10 protein-coding genes are annotated in these 19,225 nt (G+C 49.9%); 8 read left to right on the forward strand and 2 right to left on the reverse strand.

The window, feature by feature from the left end:
• Positions 1–9 precede the first annotated feature (9 nt).
• Positions 10–1,632 carry an FAD-dependent oxidoreductase gene (locus GJR95_RS17055; RefSeq protein ID WP_162387011.1) on the forward strand — a complete coding sequence of 541 codons (1,623 nt, stop codon included), beginning with the start codon at positions 10–12 and terminating at the stop codon, positions 1,630–1,632.
• Between the two features lie 120 nt (positions 1,633–1,752).
• Here GJR95_RS17055 and GJR95_RS17060 read toward each other — a convergent pair whose 3' ends face one another.
• Positions 1,753–4,440, reverse strand: a complete 2,688-nt coding sequence (locus tag GJR95_RS17060; protein WP_232541223.1) for an ABC transporter permease — start codon at positions 4,438–4,440, stop codon at positions 1,753–1,755.
• On the reverse strand, positions 4,428–4,796 hold the full coding sequence (locus tag GJR95_RS17065; protein WP_162387012.1) for a PadR family transcriptional regulator: 369 nt from the start codon (positions 4,794–4,796) through the stop codon (positions 4,428–4,430). The genes GJR95_RS17060 and GJR95_RS17065 overlap by 13 nt, the downstream gene beginning before the upstream one ends.
• Positions 4,797–5,317: 521 nt before the next feature.
• Here GJR95_RS17065 and GJR95_RS17070 point away from each other — a divergent pair.
• From GJR95_RS17070 to GJR95_RS17100, 7 genes are all read left to right on the forward strand, one after another.
• Entirely contained in the window at positions 5,318–7,684 is a 2,367-nt protein-coding gene (locus GJR95_RS17070; RefSeq protein ID WP_162387013.1) for a TonB-dependent receptor, read from the forward strand.
• 741 nt (positions 7,685–8,425) lie between these two features.
• Positions 8,426–9,028, forward strand: a complete 603-nt coding sequence (locus GJR95_RS17075; protein WP_162387014.1) for an RNA polymerase sigma factor — start codon at positions 8,426–8,428, stop codon at positions 9,026–9,028.
• 82 nt (positions 9,029–9,110) lie between these two features.
• The gene (locus GJR95_RS17080; RefSeq protein WP_162387015.1) at positions 9,111–10,181 is read left to right on the forward strand and encodes a FecR family protein; all 1,071 of its coding nucleotides are present in this window, start codon (positions 9,111–9,113) and stop codon (positions 10,179–10,181) included.
• A 160-nt stretch (positions 10,182–10,341) separates the two neighbouring features.
• Entirely contained in the window at positions 10,342–13,815 is a 3,474-nt protein-coding gene (locus GJR95_RS17085) for a SusC/RagA family TonB-linked outer membrane protein (RefSeq protein WP_162387016.1), read from the forward strand.
• 18 nt (positions 13,816–13,833) lie between these two features.
• Entirely contained in the window at positions 13,834–15,801 is a 1,968-nt protein-coding gene (locus GJR95_RS17090) for a RagB/SusD family nutrient uptake outer membrane protein (RefSeq protein WP_162387017.1), read from the forward strand.
• 110 nt (positions 15,802–15,911) lie between these two features.
• Positions 15,912–17,222: a rhamnogalacturonan acetylesterase gene (locus GJR95_RS17095; protein WP_162387018.1), complete on the forward strand. Its 1,311-nt coding sequence runs from the start codon at positions 15,912–15,914 to the stop codon at positions 17,220–17,222.
• Positions 17,223–17,364: 142 nt separating this feature from the next.
• Positions 17,365–19,179 carry a rhamnogalacturonan lyase gene (locus GJR95_RS17100; RefSeq protein WP_232541224.1) on the forward strand — a complete coding sequence of 605 codons (1,815 nt, stop codon included), beginning with the start codon at positions 17,365–17,367 and terminating at the stop codon, positions 19,177–19,179.
• Positions 19,180–19,225 lie beyond the last annotated feature (46 nt).

A 19,225-nucleotide genomic window follows, 5' to 3' on the forward strand; every position in this document is an offset into this window, starting at 1 on the left:
TGAACGGCAATGAAAAACTTTCTGATTTCACTCTTATTTCTGATTCCTGGGGTTCTTCCCGCCCAACCTGTTTATGATGTGGTTGTCTACGGCGGTACTCCGGCTGGGGTTATGGCGGCTATTCAGGTTGCCCGAATGGGGCAGACAGTCGCGCTACTGGAGCCTGGGCGACATCTGGGTGGCATTATGGTTGAAGGACTCGGAGGGACTGATATCGACAATCATCAGGAGTTCCAGAATAGCCCGGCGGTAGGCGGACTCGCTCTTGAGTTTTATCGACGAATCGCCAAAGCCTATGGACGTTCCGACGAATTTGAGCAGGTGCTACGTAGTAAAGCCAAAAAACCAGACATCTGGCGATTTGAGCCACACGTGGCCGAACAGATACTTCTCGATTGGGTCGCTGAGCATAAGATCGGGATAGCTTACGAAAGTCGATTGCTGGAAATGAAAGATGCGGTTCTCAAAAAAGGAACGGCTATTCAGCAGATCAAACTAGAGAATGGGCAAACCTATCGGGCAAAAGTCTTCATCGATGCCACGATTGAAGGTGATTTACTAAACGCTGCCGGTATCAGTACGGTTATTGGTCGTGAATCAAATGCTACGTATGGAGAGGCTAAAAATGGCATTCAGGCCGTTACGGATCATGCTCAGTTTTTGGTTAAGGTCGACCCGTATCGGGTTATGGGTGATCCGACTAGTGGCGTAATTCCAACGATCCAAAACGAACCGCTCGGAACACCTGGTGACGGCGATCAGCACCTCCAGGCGTATTGTTTTCGCATGTGCCTGACCAAGAATCCCACCAATCGAATCCCTTTTCCGAAGCCGGAAGTCTATCAGCGTGAGCAATACGAAATTTACCTGCGTTACCTGAAAGCAGGGGGTAAACTCTATAGGCCGAGAGTCGACATTCCTAACGGAAAGACGGATCTGGGGGCCTGGCACGATCTATCGCATAATTTATACGGCATGAATATGGCTTATCCCGGTGGAAATTATGCAACCCGACAAACTGTGTTAGCCCAGCACAGGCAATTCACCCAGGGATTATTTTATTTCCTGGCGAATGATGAAGAAGTGGGTCGGCTGGCTCCTGATCTGCAAAAAGAATGGACATTATGGGGGCTTAGTAAAGATGAATTTACCGATAACGGCGGCTGGCCGCGCCTGTTCTACGTACGCGATGCCCGGCGGATGGTTTCCGACTATGTGATTACTGAACATCATGTAAGAAAAGGCAACCCACCGCCCGTTCCTGACCCAGTTGCTGTTGCTTATTGGCCACCCGATATACATAGCGTTCGACGAATCGTGAAAGATGGGTATGCCTATAATGAGGGATCGGTATTTAGAGACAATACCTGGCAACCGTTTGGTATTTCGTACCGGGCGCTGATACCGAAAGCATCGGAGTGTACAAATTTGCTAACGGCATCCTGCCCATCGTCGAGCCATATTGCCTATGGGGCTATTCGGATCGAGTTTACGTTCATGGCGTTAGGACAGGCTTGTGGTACAGCGGCTGTGTTGGCTAACCAGAAGCGGGTAACGGTTCAAGCGGTGAACCAGAAAGAATTGAAAGACAAATTATTGGCCGATGGGCAGCTTCTGTCGCTAAACAATTAATGGACCTTTCTGAGCGGGCGTTGAATTATAAAAAAAGCACCGTAACAACACGGTGCTTTTTTTATAGTCGCCATGACCTCGATTGACGACAGTCTGCACTTGTGTGGGTCGGCCTGTGCTTTATTCTGAACGCAGGCTTTTTACCGGATCGAGCATCGCGGCTTTGATAGCCTGAAAACTGACGGTCAGTAGTGTAATGAATAAAGCTCCGAAGATGGCCACCGCAAAAATCCACCAGGAAAGTTCAACGCGGTAGGTGTAGTGCTGCAACCAGCTGTTCATAAAGTAATAAGCGATCGGTATCGTGAACAGGCAGGCCACGATGACCAGCACCACAAAATCTTTGGAAAGTAACTGCCATAGGTTCGCCACCGACGCCCCCAACACTTTACGGATGCCAATCTCCTTCGTACGTTGCTCTGCCATGAATGAAGATAGCCCGAATAAACCTAAGCACGAGATAAAGATAGCCAGGGAGGCAAAGAAGCCAGCCAGTTTACCAATTCGTTCTTCTGTAGAAAACTTGGCTGCATATTCCTGATCCACAAATCGATACTGAAACGGTAGATTAGGGAAGTTTTTTTTGTATATCCGTTCGACGGTAGCGATGCTCTCGCGGGCATTTTGGGCTGGGTTAAGTCGCAGGTTATAAAAGCGGGCTGAACCTTTGTTAAATTCATACACCGACGGTTGGACGGGATCGTAGGGAGATTCCATAACCATGTCGTCGACGACGCCAATAACTCTCAACGGCTGGCCAGAGTTATCTTTATTGTCCTCACGAAGTAGGGTACCTACGGGATCTTTGAGTCCCATGTAGTCGACGGCGGTTTTGTTGAGGAGTATCGCGTTGGAGTCGGAGGGGAAGGCGGGAGAAAAATCGCGTCCGGCAATGATCCGCATACCCAGCGATTTGACGTAGTCGGGCGACACCCAGATCCACGCAAAACTGGCCCTGAAATCAGCAGGCTTACCCTCCCAGAGGAAACCACCACGACCGTAAGCTACATCCGTTGTTGGATTGCTGGTGGCCGACATGGCCACGACTGCCCCCGAACCCATGAGTTCGTTCCGGATGAATTCGTACTTGCCATCAAACTCTCCTTCGGTCAACGGAATGGATACCAATCCCGCCCTGTCGTAGCCGACAGGTCGGTTTTTGGTGTGCTGCACCTGCCGGAACACAATGATCGTGCCGATGATCAGCGATACGGACACCGTGAATTGCAACACAACCAGTACCTGGCGGGGCAAGGCAGCAAAACAGCCCACTCGAAACCGTAACGAGGGTCCAGTACCCTTCAACACCTGCACGGGCAGAAAAGATGAGAGATACAAGGCTGGGTAACTGCCCGCCAACAGGGCTGTAGATACGATAAAGATGAGAGTGGTTCCCCAGAAAAAGACGTTCATCCAGGGAAATGCGATCTGCTTGTTGGCCAGCGTATTAAAGGCTGGCATCGTGATAAGAACAAGCGTCATGGCGATCAGAAACGCCAGGGCGACCACCAGGAACGACTCGCTTAAAAACTGACCGATCAACTGCGAACGCACCGAACCTACCGACTTCCGAACACCGACTTCCTTGGCGCGTTTCTGGGAGCGGGCGGTGCTGAGGTTCATGAAGTTGATGCAGGCCAGCAGCAGGACGAAGCCGCCGATACTGCCAAACAGCCATACTGTATCAATACGCCCGCCGGTTTGTAAGCCGTTCACAAAATTGCTTCGCAGGTACCAGTCGTTCATGGGCAAAAGCAGGAATTGCGGTTTGTTCTTCGCGTATTCTGCCCGATTCACGTTCAGTTTAATATCCTTGATTTTAGCCGTTACCTGCTCCATCGTGGTGTTGTCAGCGATCTGCACATACAGCCGAAAGGAGTTATTACCCCACGAATTGGCAGCCTCCTTAATCCAGGGCGTGTTGGCCACCATATGCTCCCAGGGAATGATGAAGGTCGTGGTGTTGAACGAATTGCTAAACGGAATGTCGGCGTAGACACCCGTAACCTTCAGGTTGTAGTGGTTATCGAATTTGATGATCCTGCCAATCGGATTTTCCGATCCGAAAAGTCCCTTCGCTGTCGAAGCAGCCAGCATAATCGAATTGAGGTCGCGTAGCCCCTCTTTTTGCCCGGCCAGCATATCCAGACTAAGCATCTTGGGGGCGTCAGGTTGCATGTAATTGCCTTCTTTAACCACCTTCCTGTTACCGTACGAAAGGACCCCGTCCAGCGTCCAGCTACTCATCACGATGTGTTTAAAGTTAATGGCATACTCGTTTCGGAGCGCTGTTTCTAACGGGCGCGGTACAGTAAATCGGGTTTTAATTTCTCCATTTTTGACGCTGCTTTGCCAGACCTGGGCAATCTGATCGTGGTTTTTGTGGTAATGATTGTAAGTTAGTTCGTCATAGACCCACAAACCAATCATGACGGCCACAGCCATGCCGATGGCCAGCCCACCAATGTTTATGGCCGAATAGCCAATATTCCTGATCAGGTTGCGCCAGGCGATTTTAAGGTAGTTACGAATCATGGCTGGTTGTAAAATAAAGAAATGAGAAATTTCACGCAGTTGTTTGGTCATTGACCAGCTAAAAGGGCGGATCAACCGCAGGACGGCCAGTGCATACCGCCAGCGGGCACACCTCAACCCAATAGTCTTCACCCAGTAGGTGTACATCTCCAGCAGATCACCTTGCAGCTCATCTTCCAGTCCAGACGGGCTAAATCGGCTCAGTAACCAGGTGGCCCAGCGGGGCGGTCTGGGATCTTGAAAGCGGCCTTTTCCGTCGATTAAACCTCCCATAACTGTAGTATCTGGGTTGGAATCTGCTGAATCGCCAGACCGTCCCACAATTGGGCTCGAACTTGCCGAACGTCGGCCCGGCGACACTCGATCAGTGCCCTTTGACCAGCTGTTGTTACGGTGAACAACCGTTTCTGACGCCCGCCACGATCGGCGGTGGCTCCGCCGATCCGGGAGGAGACGAAGCCCTGCTCCTGGTGCCGGTGCAGGGTATTGTGAACGGTGGGAAAGTTGATGCTGCTGGCCATCTGCTGGTCGATGGTTTGGGTAGTCGAAGCACTGTAAGCCGAATCTTGCAGAGCGGTCATTGTCAGCAGAACGACTTCTTCGAGATCACCTAAAAAGGCTCGTTTCATAGCGGAAAGTGAAGAGAACACTCATGGACGAATCGGTTCGATTTAACAACGTTGGCTGTTCAAGTCGGGACGCCGGAGCGGTTATTATTAGTATAGGCTTTGTCGTACAAATACTCGGCCAAAATTCTTAAAGTGGTCTGAATGCATTGAATGTGCATTTTTATGTACTCAGCTACTAATAGTTTGTCCATTTTTGGACAAATCAAGTACAGAAATGGACAGGACTTTAACTGATCTTATCCTGGTTTAGGGAATCAATGGCTCGACAAACTCGCTGCTCTAAACGACGTTTCCATTTAGATACTAGTTATTACGTTGCCCAGTAGAGCCTAATTGACAGCGGAAGAAAACAGGTAGCCGCTTTATTTTCCAAAGTAAAAAGAGTTAACGTGTCAGAATCAGGAATTTAAAATTCTGTGTACTGTTGTCTTTTTGAAAAAAGGCTATAGTCGCGAATCAACGATTAATTTTGTCAGGCTGGCAAGCCAGTAAGAAAATCAACTCCATTGCCTCTTTATTCTATGAACAACTTTTTCTGGTCTTTGTGTATCGTATTTATTAGTTCAATTGCAACTGTCAAAAGCCAGACCCTGGGCAGCTTCTCCGGAACAATTACCGATCAGCAATCGATTGTCATCCGTGACGCTTATGTGTATCTGTTAAACACCAACCTGGGCACGCCAACCGATAATGAGGGGAAATTCAGCATTCCAAATGTACCACCAGGTCGATATACGCTGAAGGTAAGTGCACTGGGGTTTGCCACGGCTACCAGATCTGTTACGATTGCCGCTGAAAATCAGACCATAACGATCCAGCTCGCCGAATCCGCACGACGATTAGACGAAGTAACGGTGTCGGCCCAAAAAGTAGAAGAAGATCCGCAAAAACTGCCATTCAGCGTATCCACACTTTCGTCGAAGCAGGTTCAGGACTATCGGTTATGGACGAGTAAAGACCTTACTGCTCTGATTCCCAATTTGTATTCAGCCAATCCCGGTGACGGTCGCAACGTAACATCCATCAGGGGTATTGCCACGACGTCCTACGACCCAACCGTTGCAACTTACATCGATGGCGTCAACCAGTTTAGTTTAGATACATATGTGTCGCAACTGCTTGATATTGAGCGAATAGAGGTGTTGCGTGGCCCACAGGGAACGCTATATGGGCGTAATGCAATGGGCGGAGTCATTAACATTATTACAAAACAACCCGATAACAAAACGCGGGGTTTTATCGAACTTAATTATGGTAGTTACGGACAGCAGCGGTATAGTGCCGGGTTGCGGACACCCTTAGTGAAAGACCGTTTGTTTCTGGGCATTTCGGCATTATACGGGCAGCAGGATGGTTTTTATCGGAATGCTTTTACTCAATCAGGATTCGACCGGGCAAATTACTTCATGGGGAATTATTATTTGAAGTTTCTGGCCAGTTCGCGCTGGTCACTGACTCTCAATGTAAAGCACAATATGAACCGAAATGATGGCGCTTTCCCCTTAGCGTCCAGTCCGCAGGAAGCATTAAGCGACCCATTCACAGTGAATCAGAATGCGGTTGGCCGACTCATGGATCGGGTAATCAATACGTCCTTATCGGCAAATTATGCTGGGAAAGGGTTTACGTTTACGTCGCAAACGGCCTACCAGTCCAATTACCGGTACTATACACAGCCACTCGATGGTGATTTTTCACCGATCGATGGCGTTTCCATTGTCGATGATTACGGCAAAAAGTGGAATAATGTACGGGTCGGTACACAGGAATTTCGGTTTACCTCACCGGCCAGTTCAACGTCCCGCTTCAACTGGATTGCTGGCATCTATGGGTTTTACCAGAATAATCCGGTGAAGCAGGGAACTCATTTTGGCAATGATGCCGCTTTGGTTGGTGCGCCATTTCCTAATTTCACCAGTATCAGTACCAATATAGGAAAGAGTTTTGGGCTGGCAGTTTATGGACAGGGAACGTATGCAATCAATCCCAGGCTGAAACTAACGTTTGGCCTGCGGTATGATTACGAACATAAAAAGCAATCCGTACTGGGTGAGTTTCAGCAGGATGGCGACATAGCCATGGTCACTCAGCCCGATACGTCGACGACGGCCAGGTTTACCGCTATCTCACCAAAAGCCAGTCTGGGGTATCAATGGGCTGAAAATCACCAGGTATATGCTACCTATAGTCGGGGATACCGCGCGGGTGGCATCTCCCAGCTTTCGTCCGATCCCTCGCAGCCACCCCTGTATGCCTACAAACCAGAATACAGTAACAATATTGAAATTGGTTTGAAGAACACATTCTGGAACAATCAACTGCGTGTGAATGTCGCTGCCTTCTATACACAGGTGCAGGATGCTCAGGTGCCCACGTTGATTTTGCCTGATGCCATAACGGTTACCCGAAATGCGGGCCAGTTGACTAGTAAAGGGGTAGAGCTCGAGGTACAGGCAACGCCCGCAAAAGGACTGGAATTAACATATCAGGCTGGCTATACGAATGCTAAATATTCGTCGCTCAATTTAGCCTCAAACGGTGAAACGGTTAACCTAAAGGATAACCGTCAGATATTTACACCCGACATTACCTCCATGCTGGCGGTGCAATATGGCTATGTACTGGGTGGTGCTCAACAATTTAGACTGATTGCCCGCGGAGAATGGAGTTATCTGGGGAAACAGTATTTCGATCTGGCCAATCAAATTTCTCAACAGGGCTACAGTTTACTGAATGCCCGGTTAGGCATCTCGTCACGACGTGCAGAATTGTTTTTCTGGGGACGTAACCTGAGCAAAACGACCTATATCGACTACGCTTATAATTTCGGGGCGACTCACTTAGGCAACCCAAGGACGTATGGTACAACGTTGCGAGTGAATTTTTAGATCGTATGCCAGCTACAGCTACAACTAGTGTTGATTAATGCCTCACGGTTGCTTAGCTGGTATTGCCGTGAGGTCAGGCTCATTAGCGTGATGTTGGGGTTATGGAGTGAGATCAGATTTATTGGTGTGAGGTCAGGTTGAAGAACCTGACCTCTGCGGGTTGAGAAACCGCACCTGGCATGAACGACGAGGGTTGCAGAATCGCATCGGTTCGCCGTGGCCACGGTGAACCGTCCTCCCTGTGTCGGTTTGAAGAAACCGACACCACATAGGCACACCACCACACTACCAAATCGACTGTTTTACCCGCGAATTCATGGATCAATCATGCAGGTAAGTAATCCATTGAATGGAGTGACTATATTTTCTGATGCATATACTGTTACTAACTAATCGCAAAAATTGATTCTTAAAACAAGTTACTTTTTCATATTGGCAGCGCCTTATCGATCGCCTAATTCGTCAAAAATTTCTTACCTTAGTGCTAATTCCTGATTAGCGAGGGAAAGCTTGCTGGACGGTAAAAGCTTACTTTAGTTGCATAAACAGCCAGTAAACTTACAAGCCTGTTGTCGACATAGGTAGTGTTTATTGAACGAATTTGCCGATGATCAACCGTTGCTTGTCGAACCAAAGAACGGCAGATGGCCTCGTTTCGCGTAAAACGGATGCCGACTGATCAAGCGAAGAATGTTCATCCTAAAGGAGCCGAAAACACTTTTGATAAGTTGCGCATTGACCATGAGTAAAACCATACGTAGTGATGACGATCTATGGCGATTAATCAGGGAGGATCAGGAGTCGGCATTTACTCAGTTGATGGAACGTCTCTTTGCTTCGTTGATACACTACGGACGTAAATTTTCGAGCGATAAAGACCTGGTTCAGGATTGCGTACAGGATGTACTGGTGGATCTTTGGCTGCGCCGTACCCAGACTCAGCCAATCCTGTCGATTCGAACCTACCTGTTTTCATCTGTTCGCCACTCCGTATGTCGGCGAGCTCGTCAGAATCAGCGCTTTGGATCACTTACCAGTGATGTTGAGGATATGCCTTTTACCATTACCTTCTCGGTGGAAGAAACCTGGATTGCCGATGAGATTGACCGGGAGCGATTGCACCAACTCAATCTTCTGATGAATCAACTGCCACCCCGCCAGAAAGAAATCATCTATTTGCGGTATTATCAGGGATTAGAAAAAGACCAGATTGCTTCAATTCTGGATATTAACTACCAATCCGTCTCTAATCTCCTGCACCGGGCATTGACTAATCTGCGCGGCCAGTTTCCTACCTCATTACCAGTACTATTCTGGCTATATTTTAGCTTACTGGAAAACTAAATACAAAATAGTCAAAATTTTTTCCTCTTTAGTGAGTACGTTTTAAACCCTGTTGACCCTTCATAAAAAAGCCCAACGGACCATGAAGGGATGGACAACGTTTACGACTGCCGATGAATTTGCAACAGACCCTACATTTCGGGATTGGGTGTCATCCGGGCAGTTTGGCCAGCCGGGTCACGACTTCACACGGTTTCTGACTGCCCACCCCCAACTGCATTCGCTGGCGCAGCAGGCCGCTGATCTGCTGCGGGTAACCGCTATTCCGGTCGACTATTTATCGCCCCAGGAGTTGAATGAACAGATTGAAGCTACCTGGAAAAAGGTCAGAAGGGCAGAAGTGGAACGCGACGTTTGGGTTAGACCGCTGCACCGATCCTGGTTCTGGCGGGCGGCAGCGGTGCTGCTACTGGTAGGAGGAGTAAGCTGGTGGGCCAGTCGCCCGGTTGCCCCAACTTCCCTATCTGCAATACCTACCTGGCAGGTGGTCACCAATCAGCAAGCCACAAAGAAACCAGTGAGCCTGGTCGATGGAAGTGTTGTATGGCTGTTTCCCGGAAGTACCCTTCGTTACCCGACTACATTTGCGGCTAATCGACGGGAAGTGACCCTGACGGGTGAGGCTTTTTTTGAGGTACACAAAAATGCCACACAACCCTTTTATGTAAAAACCAGCCAGCTGATCACCCGCGTAGTAGGTACCAGTTTTCTGGTCAAGGTGTTGCCCCAAAATAAGGGAACTTTAATCCAGGTGCGCACCGGGAATGTTCTTGTATACCGGAACTCAGCCGCTGCCTCCACTGAACGTCCTGTTTCGCTGCGGGCGAATGAGGAGCTACGGGTGGTTCGCAGTCAGGAGCCGTTAATTACCCAACGGATCAAACAACCTTCTGAACTTTCTGAACGACTCAATGAACAACAATTCGAGTTCAACGAAGTCCCCGTATCCGACGTGCTCGATGCACTGGCCAAAGCCTACGATATGCCCATTGACTTCGATCGTGCTGCGTTCCGAAACTGCCTGATTACGACGAGTTTATCAGATGAGCCCCTGACAGAAAAGCTGACCATTTTAGCCGAAACCATTGGACCCGATACCCGAGCTGAGCTAATCGGCAATCGCATTCGGCTGACGGGCTCCGGCTGTCCCTAACTTAACTTATAACCCCTAAAAATGTACTAAATCCTGATAAAAAAGAAGCCACCGATGTTGCTGCACCGATGGCTTCGGGTCCTCACTGAGTTGCTGCTCAATTGCGTTCCGGGAGGGAATGCTGGGACTGGTTTCGCTAGGCTACAAACCTTTACAAAACATGAACAAGTCTACAAAAAATTACCGACGAATCGTCGGCACAGGATTTTATTTGATGAAAATTTCGGCATTGCCCCTCTTGTTGTTGGGCTGGTTTGCTTCCGTATCAGTGGCGTATCCGCAACGCGGGCAGGAGCTCCTGACCCGCCGGATCAATCTGCGGGTTGAGAAAACGCTCCTGCGGGATGTATTACGCCAGATCAGTCAGCAGGCCGATGTCCGTTTCTCTTATAATAACCGCTATATCCCCGCGGAGAGTCGGGTGAATGTCGTATCGGTCAATGAACCCCTGGGTGAACTGCTCGACCGGCTGCTTCAGCCCCTCAGCGTTGGGTATACTGTTTATTCCCGGCTGATTGTCCTCAAACCGTTACCCACATTGGAAACCTCATCGGCCGATGGGGCGCTGGATGGGTCGGCCATGATTCTGGATATGACCATCTCGGGCCGGGTAACGGATGAAAACAATGGCCCCATGCCGGGTGTCAATGTAGTGCTGAAAGGAACAACCAGGGGGACAACGAGCGATGTAGATGGACGCTATCGACTGACTGTACCTGAAGGGGCTGCCAACACACTGGTTTTTTCGTTAGTGGGCTATGTCTCACAGGAAGTAGTTGTCGGCACGCAAAGTTCGCTGGATATCAAGTTGTTGCCCGACAACAAAACGCTTAGTGAAGTTGTGGTTGTCGGGTACAACACGGTAAAACGGACTGATGTAACATCCTCTGTGGTGAGCGTAAGTGCCGAGGATATTCGGTCAAGACCGGTTGCGAATGCGTTGCAGGCTATTCAGGGCAAAGCCGCCGGGGTTGATATTACCTCCAATGAGCGACCCGGTGAAATGGGCAGCATTCGAATCCGGGGTAATCGCTCGTTGACGGCCACCAATAATCCGCTCTACGTGGTTGATGGAATACCACTTTCGTCGGGCGGTATTGAGTTCATCAATCCGAATGATATTGAGGCCATCGACATTTTGAAGGATGCTTCGGCAACCGCTATTTACGGGTCCCGTGGGGCGAATGGCGTAGTTGTCGTCACGACCAAACGGGGTAAAAGCGGCCGCCTGGCCCTTGAATACGTCGGAACTTCCACCTTTGAGCAGATTCAGGATCGGCAACAGATGATGAATTCGGCTCAATACATTGACTTAAGGAGAGATGCCTACCGGCGGATCAACTACATTAACACGTTGGCGGGCAAAGCAACCCCCGCTGGCACCGGTTACCCGGACGGACCCAGTCAGGTAGACGATCAGCGTATTTTTGGCGGTGACGCCTACGCGCTGGCTAATGTCAACAAAGGGTGGGTGAACGGGACCTGGAACGGTGATCTGGTTCCAACAACAGACTGGACGGGATTAGTAAAACGTACGGGTATTACGCAGGATCATATCATCAGTGCCAGTGGCGGAACCGACAAAATCAAAGCCTACGGGTCATTCGGGTATTTGCGCCAGGAAGGCACCCAACTCGGGCAGGACTACACTCGCTATAGTGCGAAAGTAAGCGTTGACGTCAATCCGGTAAAGTGGTTTAAAATGGGCGGAACGCTGGACGGGACGTTCAGTAAACAGAATTACGGCTTTTCCTCGACCAGTACATCAGGAGCGGGTAGTCTGTATGCAGCCGCCAAAGGGATGTTGCCGTTTGCCCAGCCTTTTGACGCCAATGGCAAACGGATCAATCTACCCGGCGGTGATATTACCATCCTCAATCCGATCGGGGAAGACGAATACAACATCAATTTGCGAAAGGTAACCCGAGCCGTGGCTTCCCTCTACGGAGAGGTTACAATTATGGATGGACTTCGCTACCGGGTAAACTTCGGCCCTGATTTTTATTACAACAATAACGGCCGTTGGATGGATCAGAACTCGATCAACCGGGGAGGGGGTGAACCAGGGTCTACCAATTACGCTCAACTCAACAATACCAATAATTTTTCCTGGTCGCTGGATCACCTGCTTTACTTCGACAAGACGTTTGGTCAACACAGTATCGGCTTGACCTTTTTGCACAATGCCACCTCATACCGGCAGGAAACCTCGTCGATGACGGCTACAAAGCTGCCTTATAACAGCCAGTTGTGGTATCAGTTGAACTCGGTGAGTGCGCTGGATGGATTCGGCAGTAACCTCGTCCAATCTTCTCTGCTTTCCTACATGGCCAGGGCGAATTACAGCTTCAACAGTAAGTACATCGTAACCGCGTTTGGTCGCTGGGATGGCGCTTCCCAGCTGGCGCCTGGGCATAAGTGGGATTTCTTCCCCTCGCTATCGGTAGCCTGGCGACTTGATCAGGAGAACTTCATGAAAACCGTTCCCTGGGTCGATGAACTGAAAGTACGCGTCGGCGTCGGTGAAACCGGAAATGCCGCTATCAGCCCGTATTCGACGCAGGGCGTGCTGCAAACCCTGTATTATACTTTTGGCAGTTCCGTTCAGGCGGGCTATGTTTCGTCGGATGCCACGCTGGCCACTCCTATCTCGTTTCCTAACCCCCAACTGGGCTGGGAGCATACCCGGCAATATAACCTGGGAATCGATTTCAATTTGTTCAAAGGCCGTATCAATGGTGCGTTGGATCTCTATACCTCCCGAACGACCGATCTGCTGCTACTGCGGAATATTCTTTCGATTAACGGATACACGACTTCGCTGGCCAATGTTGGTGAGACCTCTAACCGGGGCGTTGAGCTGACAGTAAACACGACCAATATTAAATCGCGTCAGTTCGAATGGAACTCTACCATCAACTTCGCCACCAATAAAGACCGCATTGTCAGCCTGGCCAATGGACCCGTAGATGACATCAATAACCTCTGGTTTATTGGGCAGCGGCTGAGCGTTTACTATGATTACGCGAAAGAGCGAATCTGGCAGAACACACCCCAGGACCAGGAAGAAATCCAGAAATATGCGGCCAATGGACAAACATTCCGCCCTGGAGATATCAAGGTGGTTGACCAGAACAAAGATTATAAAATTGATGCCAATAACGATCGGGTGATCCGGGGTAGCAGTAGCCCAAGCTGGACAGGAGGAATCACGAATACGATTACGTATAAGGGCATTCAATTATCGGCGTTCATTTTCTCGCGCTGGAAATTTATGGTTCAGTCCGGGGGACAAACGTTGCAGGGACGGTATGCTCAGCAACTGGTAAACTACTGGACGCCCACGAACCCGACCAACGACTATCCTGCTCCCAATTACAATAGTGCCGCAGGCGATGCTTTCGTGAATTCCCTGAATTACCAGGATGGTTCATTTATCAAGATCCGGAACATCACCTTAGGCTATTTCATCCCGACGAACGCGGTTCAAAAAATAGGGTTATCGCGGGTAAAGGTCTACGCCCAGTTGCTGAATCCCGGATTGATCTACTCGAAAATCAGTTGGCTCGATCCCGATACGGGACTTTCCAATTTCAACCGAGGGCTTGTCTTCGGCCTAAACGTAGGATTTTAACCCCTTAAGCGAACTTTCATGAACCTTCGATATAGCTATAAACTAGTCCTGACTGCATGTTTGCTGACCGGGGCAACCGCCTGCAAAGAAACGTTTCTGGAGGAAAACCAGATTACGCTGCTCACGACCCAGAACTTTCAAACGGCCAGCGGCCTGGACGGCCTGTCGATTGGCATGTACCAGAGCCTGCGCTTTCATTTTAATTACGAGTGGGCCTACTCAACGACCAATTATGGTACCGACGAATTTACCGTTGGTGGAGATCGTACCGAGCAAATGTTCAACTCGTATGATGCCAATCTCAATTCGCAAAATGGCGACATATCCACGGTATGGGATAATATGTACGAGAATATCAACTCGGCTAACATCATGATTCAGAATGTGCCTACCTACTACGGAGGAGGTGCCAATGCCAATACCCGATCAGGCGAAGGTTACTTCATGCGCGCATTCGATTATTTTAAGCTGGTCAGGCAATTTGGGGGAGTACCGCTAAAACTGGTTCCTTCGACCAGTATTGAAGAGGAGTTTGCCCGAGCAACAACCCAGCAGGTTTATGATCAGATCGTTGCCGACTTTACTCAGGCTTATGATTTATTGCCAGCCTCGGTCAGTGAAGCAGGACGACTCACCAAATGGGCGGCCGCTCATTTCCTGGCGAAGGCCTATCTGTACCGGGCCAGCGAAATCAACAGCGACTGGAACAGTAACACGAAGAATGCTGACTTACAAAACGCCATCAAATACGCCGATCTGGTCATTAACTCTAGTGGTCACACGTTGGCAACGAACTTTAGCGATTTATGGAATTTCAGCGCGATAGACGGACCGAACGAAACCAATAAGGAAATCATTTTGTCCGCTCAGTTTTCCGGTAACACAGCTACCCAGGGCCGTTATGGCAATCAGGTTCACTTGTACTATCCGTCGATCTACCAGACCCTGCCGGGTATGCAGCGGGATATTCCCGGCGATCGGGAGTTTCAGCGGTTACGCACGACCGATTACTCGACCGATGTCTTCGACCGGGTGAACGATTCCCGCTTTTGGAAAAGCTTTAAAACCCGCTATCTGAGTAATCGACCCTCTTCGGCACCAACCTGGACGGCCGCAACTGCCCCCAATTCGAGTTTGGTTGGCAAGCCCAAATTTGCCGGTGGTGAAGAGGCTGTTTTGTATATAGTGAATTCGGCTGGCGATTCGCGCTATACGCCTACAGGCATTACGTTACGGGCACCAACGATGTATGTTCGGTATTTTGCCGGGCAGGCCGAAAATATGCTGGGCAGTCATGGTAACTATACCACCAGTCAGTACCTGGCTTTATCCAAATTTATGGATGGTTCGCGGAATGCCGTAGCTTCGCAGTTTGGGCAGCGGGATGGTATTCTGGCCCGTTTGGCAGAAACCTACCTGATTGCTGCAGAAGCCAACGGCCGGTTAGGTCAATATGCGGCTGCACTTCCCTATCTGAACAAAGTTCGCGATCGGGCGGCCTATAAAGCAGGGGAAGACCGTTCCGCCTACGTCGATGGGGGGCTGGCGTACAAAAACAATACCGCTGCCAATACGGCTCAATTCGTTTCGTACTCGGATAAGAACACGTATTTCGAATCCAATAATCTGGCGGCAACCACTACGAGCACGCTCGATGGGATGCATCTGAACAGTGCGGCCGATATTTTTAGTGCCACCAACCAGTTTTATACGAAGCTAGGGGCAACCTCGCAGGCTGATCAATTCATTGCCTTTATGCTCAACGAACGCTCGAGGGAGTTGATGGGCGAATTAATGCGGTGGGAAGATTTGTCGCGTACCCGGACGTTAGTGGCCAGAGCGACTGCCTTTAATGATGAGGCTAAACCGATTGCGCCCAAACATTTACTGCGTCCGCTTCCTCAGAAATTTCTGGATGGGGTGAAACAGGGTGGTTCCATTTTAACTGCCGACCAAAAGACGGCGATGCAAAATCCAGGCTGGTAAAATCAGTTGGCCAGAGGTAGGTCTATACAACTGCCTCTGGTCAAAGAACACTTGCCAGCAAAAATGGCATACACTTGAGATTCCCGCCAAAAACGGAACGGTATTTTCCCATGAATCGATTCATAAACGGCCTTGTCTGCTGGCTTACTCTGGTAGGTTGGCTCATTATTCATCAGGCTGATGGCCAAGCCTTTAGTTTTAGTGTGCAACCAAAGAAGGGTTATACTTTAGTGGATACCTCGGTTCGCTATAAGACTGGCAACGGGTATGGCTTTGATTTAAATACCTCTGCTCAGTTGATAAGCCGGTCGGCCACAAATGGGTTTATTACCAGTAGCCAGCCGTTTTATTTTTCGGTAGCGGTTCCGCAGGAGGGGAATTACAAGGTTACTGTAACGCTGGGCGATACACAGGATCGGAGCCTGACAACCGTAAAAGCCGAATCCCGACGGCTCATGCTCCATCGTGTGGCCACGCAAAAGGGAGAAATCAAACGGATCAGTTTTGTGGTGAATATACGCAGACCGGAAATTAGTGCGGGTGGACGCGTTAGCCTAAAACCTCGGGAAGTAGGCAAACTGGACTGGGATGATAAGCTTACTCTGGAGTTTAGTGATGATCGTCCCTGCGTAAATGCCATTGAGATTGAGAAAACAGATACCCCCATCACGGTTTATCTGGCAGGAAATTCCACCGTGGTCGATCAGGATGAAGAGCCCTGGGCGGCCTGGGGGCAAATGATCCCGTGTTTTTTCGGACCAGGCGTCTCCATTGCCAATCATGCCGAATCGGGTCTGAGCTTGGGTAGTTTTTTAAACAGTCACCGGTTGGACAAGGTCCTGAGTGTGATCAAGCCCGGCGATTATCTATTCATTGAATTTGGCCACAACGATCAGAAGGAAAAAGGCTCACAAGACGGGGCCTACCAGTCCTACACAGAACGGCTGAAGCTATTTGTTTCGAAAGCTCGGGAGCATGGAGCCCTTCCTGTGATTGTTACGTCAACGGCTCGCCGATCGTTCGATGCGGATGGGAAATCGGTCAACACGTTGGGTGATTATCCGGAAGCTGCCCGTCAGGTAGCCAAACGGGAAAACGTGCCTTTGATTGATCTGAACCGGATGACTACCGCGTTTTACGATGCATTGGGTGTTGAGAACTCTAAAAAAGCACTGGTACACTATCCGGCCAACACGTTTCCGGGGCAAAATCAACCCCTGGCCGATAATACGCACTATAACCCGTATGGTGCGTATGAAGTGGCCAGATGTATCCTGGAAGGGATTAAAGACAATAACCTGGAGTTGAAAAAATACATAATAACCATGCCGACCTTCGACCCGGCACATCCCGACCCGGTGGAAGGTTTCTACTGGCCACCAAGCCCTAACCAGTCAACCCTCAAGCCGGATGGCAACTAACAGCTGTACACCTGATTGCTACGGAACTACATTACGCCCAGATTATCTTTGGCTGAACCACAGGCGGTCTTCCTGTTGGATGTTGTTTCTTTACCTGTTGCTTTTTTTGCTGCTTTCCGATGAGCTTCGTGCACAGCGATTGATGGAAAAACTAAATCGTGGATTAGTCGCAGTTCGGCAGGATAGTCAGCACGTATTTGTGAGCTGGCGACTGCTCGTCACCGATCCAGACAATGTTGTGTTTAACTTATATCGAACCGTTAAAGGGGGCCAGCCCCTTAAAGTAAACCAACATCCCTTAACTGGAGGTACTAATTTTGTCGATACGAATGCCCCGATCCAGCAGGATGTCGTATATTGTGTCCGGGCAGTTGTCGCCAATGCAGAACAGAAACCGGAGGGTACCTATACGCTTTTAGCGAGTGCGATTTATCCTTATATAACGATTCCACTAAAAACGCCTGCCGGTTACACGCCCAACGATGCCTCGGCGGCTGATTTAGACGGCGATGGTACCTACGAACTGATTCTACATCAGGTCAGCCGGGGCCGCGACAACTCCCAGAAAGGAAGGACTGATCCACCAATTCTGGAAGCCTATAAGCTGGATGGAACCTTACTTTGGCGCATTAATCTGGGGCACAATATTCGGGAGGGTGCTCATTACACGCAGTTTATGGCCTATGACCTGGATGGCGATGGGCGGGCTGAGCTGGCGTGCAAAACGGCCGATGGTACGCTAGATGGATTAGGTAAACTAATTGGTGATTCAACCCGGCACTGGGCCAAAACAGACGGACCACTGGAAGGTAAAATTCTGGATGGCCCTGAATTCTTCACCATTTTCGATGGGAAAACCGGGGCGGCTCTGGCCACTACGGATTACATTCCCTCGCGCAACCCGACCGATGGCTGGGGTGGTATTGGCGGGATCGGTGGCAACGACAACAATGGCAATCGGGTCGATCGCTTCCTGGCGTGCGTAGCTTACCTGGATGGTAAACTGCCCAGCGTTGTGATGTGCCGCGGCTACTACGGTCGCACCGTATTGGCCGCCTGGGACTGGCGAGGGGGTAAATTGACCTCCCGATGGGTATTCGATTCGCAGCAATCGGCGGACGGATTTTCCGGAATGGGCAATCATAATTTAACGGTTACGGATGTCGACAACGATGGCAAAGATGAACTAATTTACGGTTCCATGTGCGTCGATGACAATGGGAAAGGTCTGTATACAACGAAACTACGCCACGGCGACGCCCTGCACGTGTCCGACCTCGATCCGGCCCGGCCTGGGCTCGAAGCCTGGGGAATCCACGAAAATGAAGCGCCCATACCGGGGTATGAGAAAGGGTTTGGAGCAGCCCTATACGATGCCCGAACCGGCGAAATCCTCTGGGGAGCGTTTCCAGGGCAGGATGTTGGTCGTGGCGTGGCCGAAGATATTGATCCGGGCAATCCAGGTGCTGAACTGTGGTGGTCAGGTTCGAATGGACTGTTCAGCACCAACGGAAAACGCATTGGTGAAAGTCCAGCGTCGGCCAATTTTCTGGTCTGGTGGGACGACGATCTAACCCGCGAACTGCTCGATGGGAATCACATTGATAAATATAACCCTTCTGGTACGGCAGCCCGGTTGCTAACTGCCGAGGGCTGTGCGTCGAACAACGGTACGAAATCAACTCCCGCGCTCAGTGCCGATCTCTTTGGCGACTGGCGGGAAGAGGTAGTGCTTCGAACCGAAGACAACCAGAGTTTACGTATTTATACCACCACGATTCCGACCCAATACCGGTTATACACGCTCATGCAGGACCCGCAATATCGACTGAGTATTGCCTGGCAGAACGTGGGGTATAATCAGCCGCCCCATACCAGCTTTTTTCTGGGTCATGGTATGAAAAAACCATCTCGTCCAAAAATCACCCTGATCTCACCCGCCCAAGCGACCCGATAACTCATCCTGTGCTCGTGGTACGCTCAAAGGCATCGGTAATGAATAA

Origin of the sequence: Spirosoma endbachense (assembly GCF_010233585.1) — a bacterium.
Classification (GTDB): domain Bacteria; phylum Bacteroidota; class Bacteroidia; order Cytophagales; family Spirosomataceae; genus Spirosoma; species Spirosoma endbachense.

Bases quoted from the DNA above. Each gene is read 5' to 3' on its own strand.
- GJR95_RS17100 (WP_232541224.1), top strand. From the start codon at position 17,365: ATGGAAAAACTAAATCGTGGATTAGTCGCAGTTCGGCAGGATAGTCAG.
- GJR95_RS17095 (WP_162387018.1), top strand. From the start codon at position 15,912: ATGAATCGATTCATAAACGGCCTTGTCTGCTGGCTTACTCTGGTAGGT.
- GJR95_RS17055 (WP_162387011.1), top strand. From the start codon at position 10: ATGAAAAACTTTCTGATTTCACTCTTATTTCTGATTCCTGGGGTTCTT.
- GJR95_RS17085 (WP_162387016.1), top strand. From the start codon at position 10,342: ATGAACAAGTCTACAAAAAATTACCGACGAATCGTCGGCACAGGATTT.
- GJR95_RS17070 (WP_162387013.1), top strand. From the start codon at position 5,318: ATGAACAACTTTTTCTGGTCTTTGTGTATCGTATTTATTAGTTCAATT.
- GJR95_RS17065 (WP_162387012.1), bottom strand. From the start codon at position 4,796: ATGAAACGAGCCTTTTTAGGTGATCTCGAAGAAGTCGTTCTGCTGACA.
- GJR95_RS17090 (WP_162387017.1), top strand. From the start codon at position 13,834: ATGAACCTTCGATATAGCTATAAACTAGTCCTGACTGCATGTTTGCTG.
- GJR95_RS17075 (WP_162387014.1), top strand. From the start codon at position 8,426: ATGAGTAAAACCATACGTAGTGATGACGATCTATGGCGATTAATCAGG.
- GJR95_RS17080 (WP_162387015.1), top strand. From the start codon at position 9,111: ATGAAGGGATGGACAACGTTTACGACTGCCGATGAATTTGCAACAGAC.
- GJR95_RS17060 (WP_232541223.1), bottom strand. From the start codon at position 4,440: ATGGGAGGTTTAATCGACGGAAAAGGCCGCTTTCAAGATCCCAGACCG.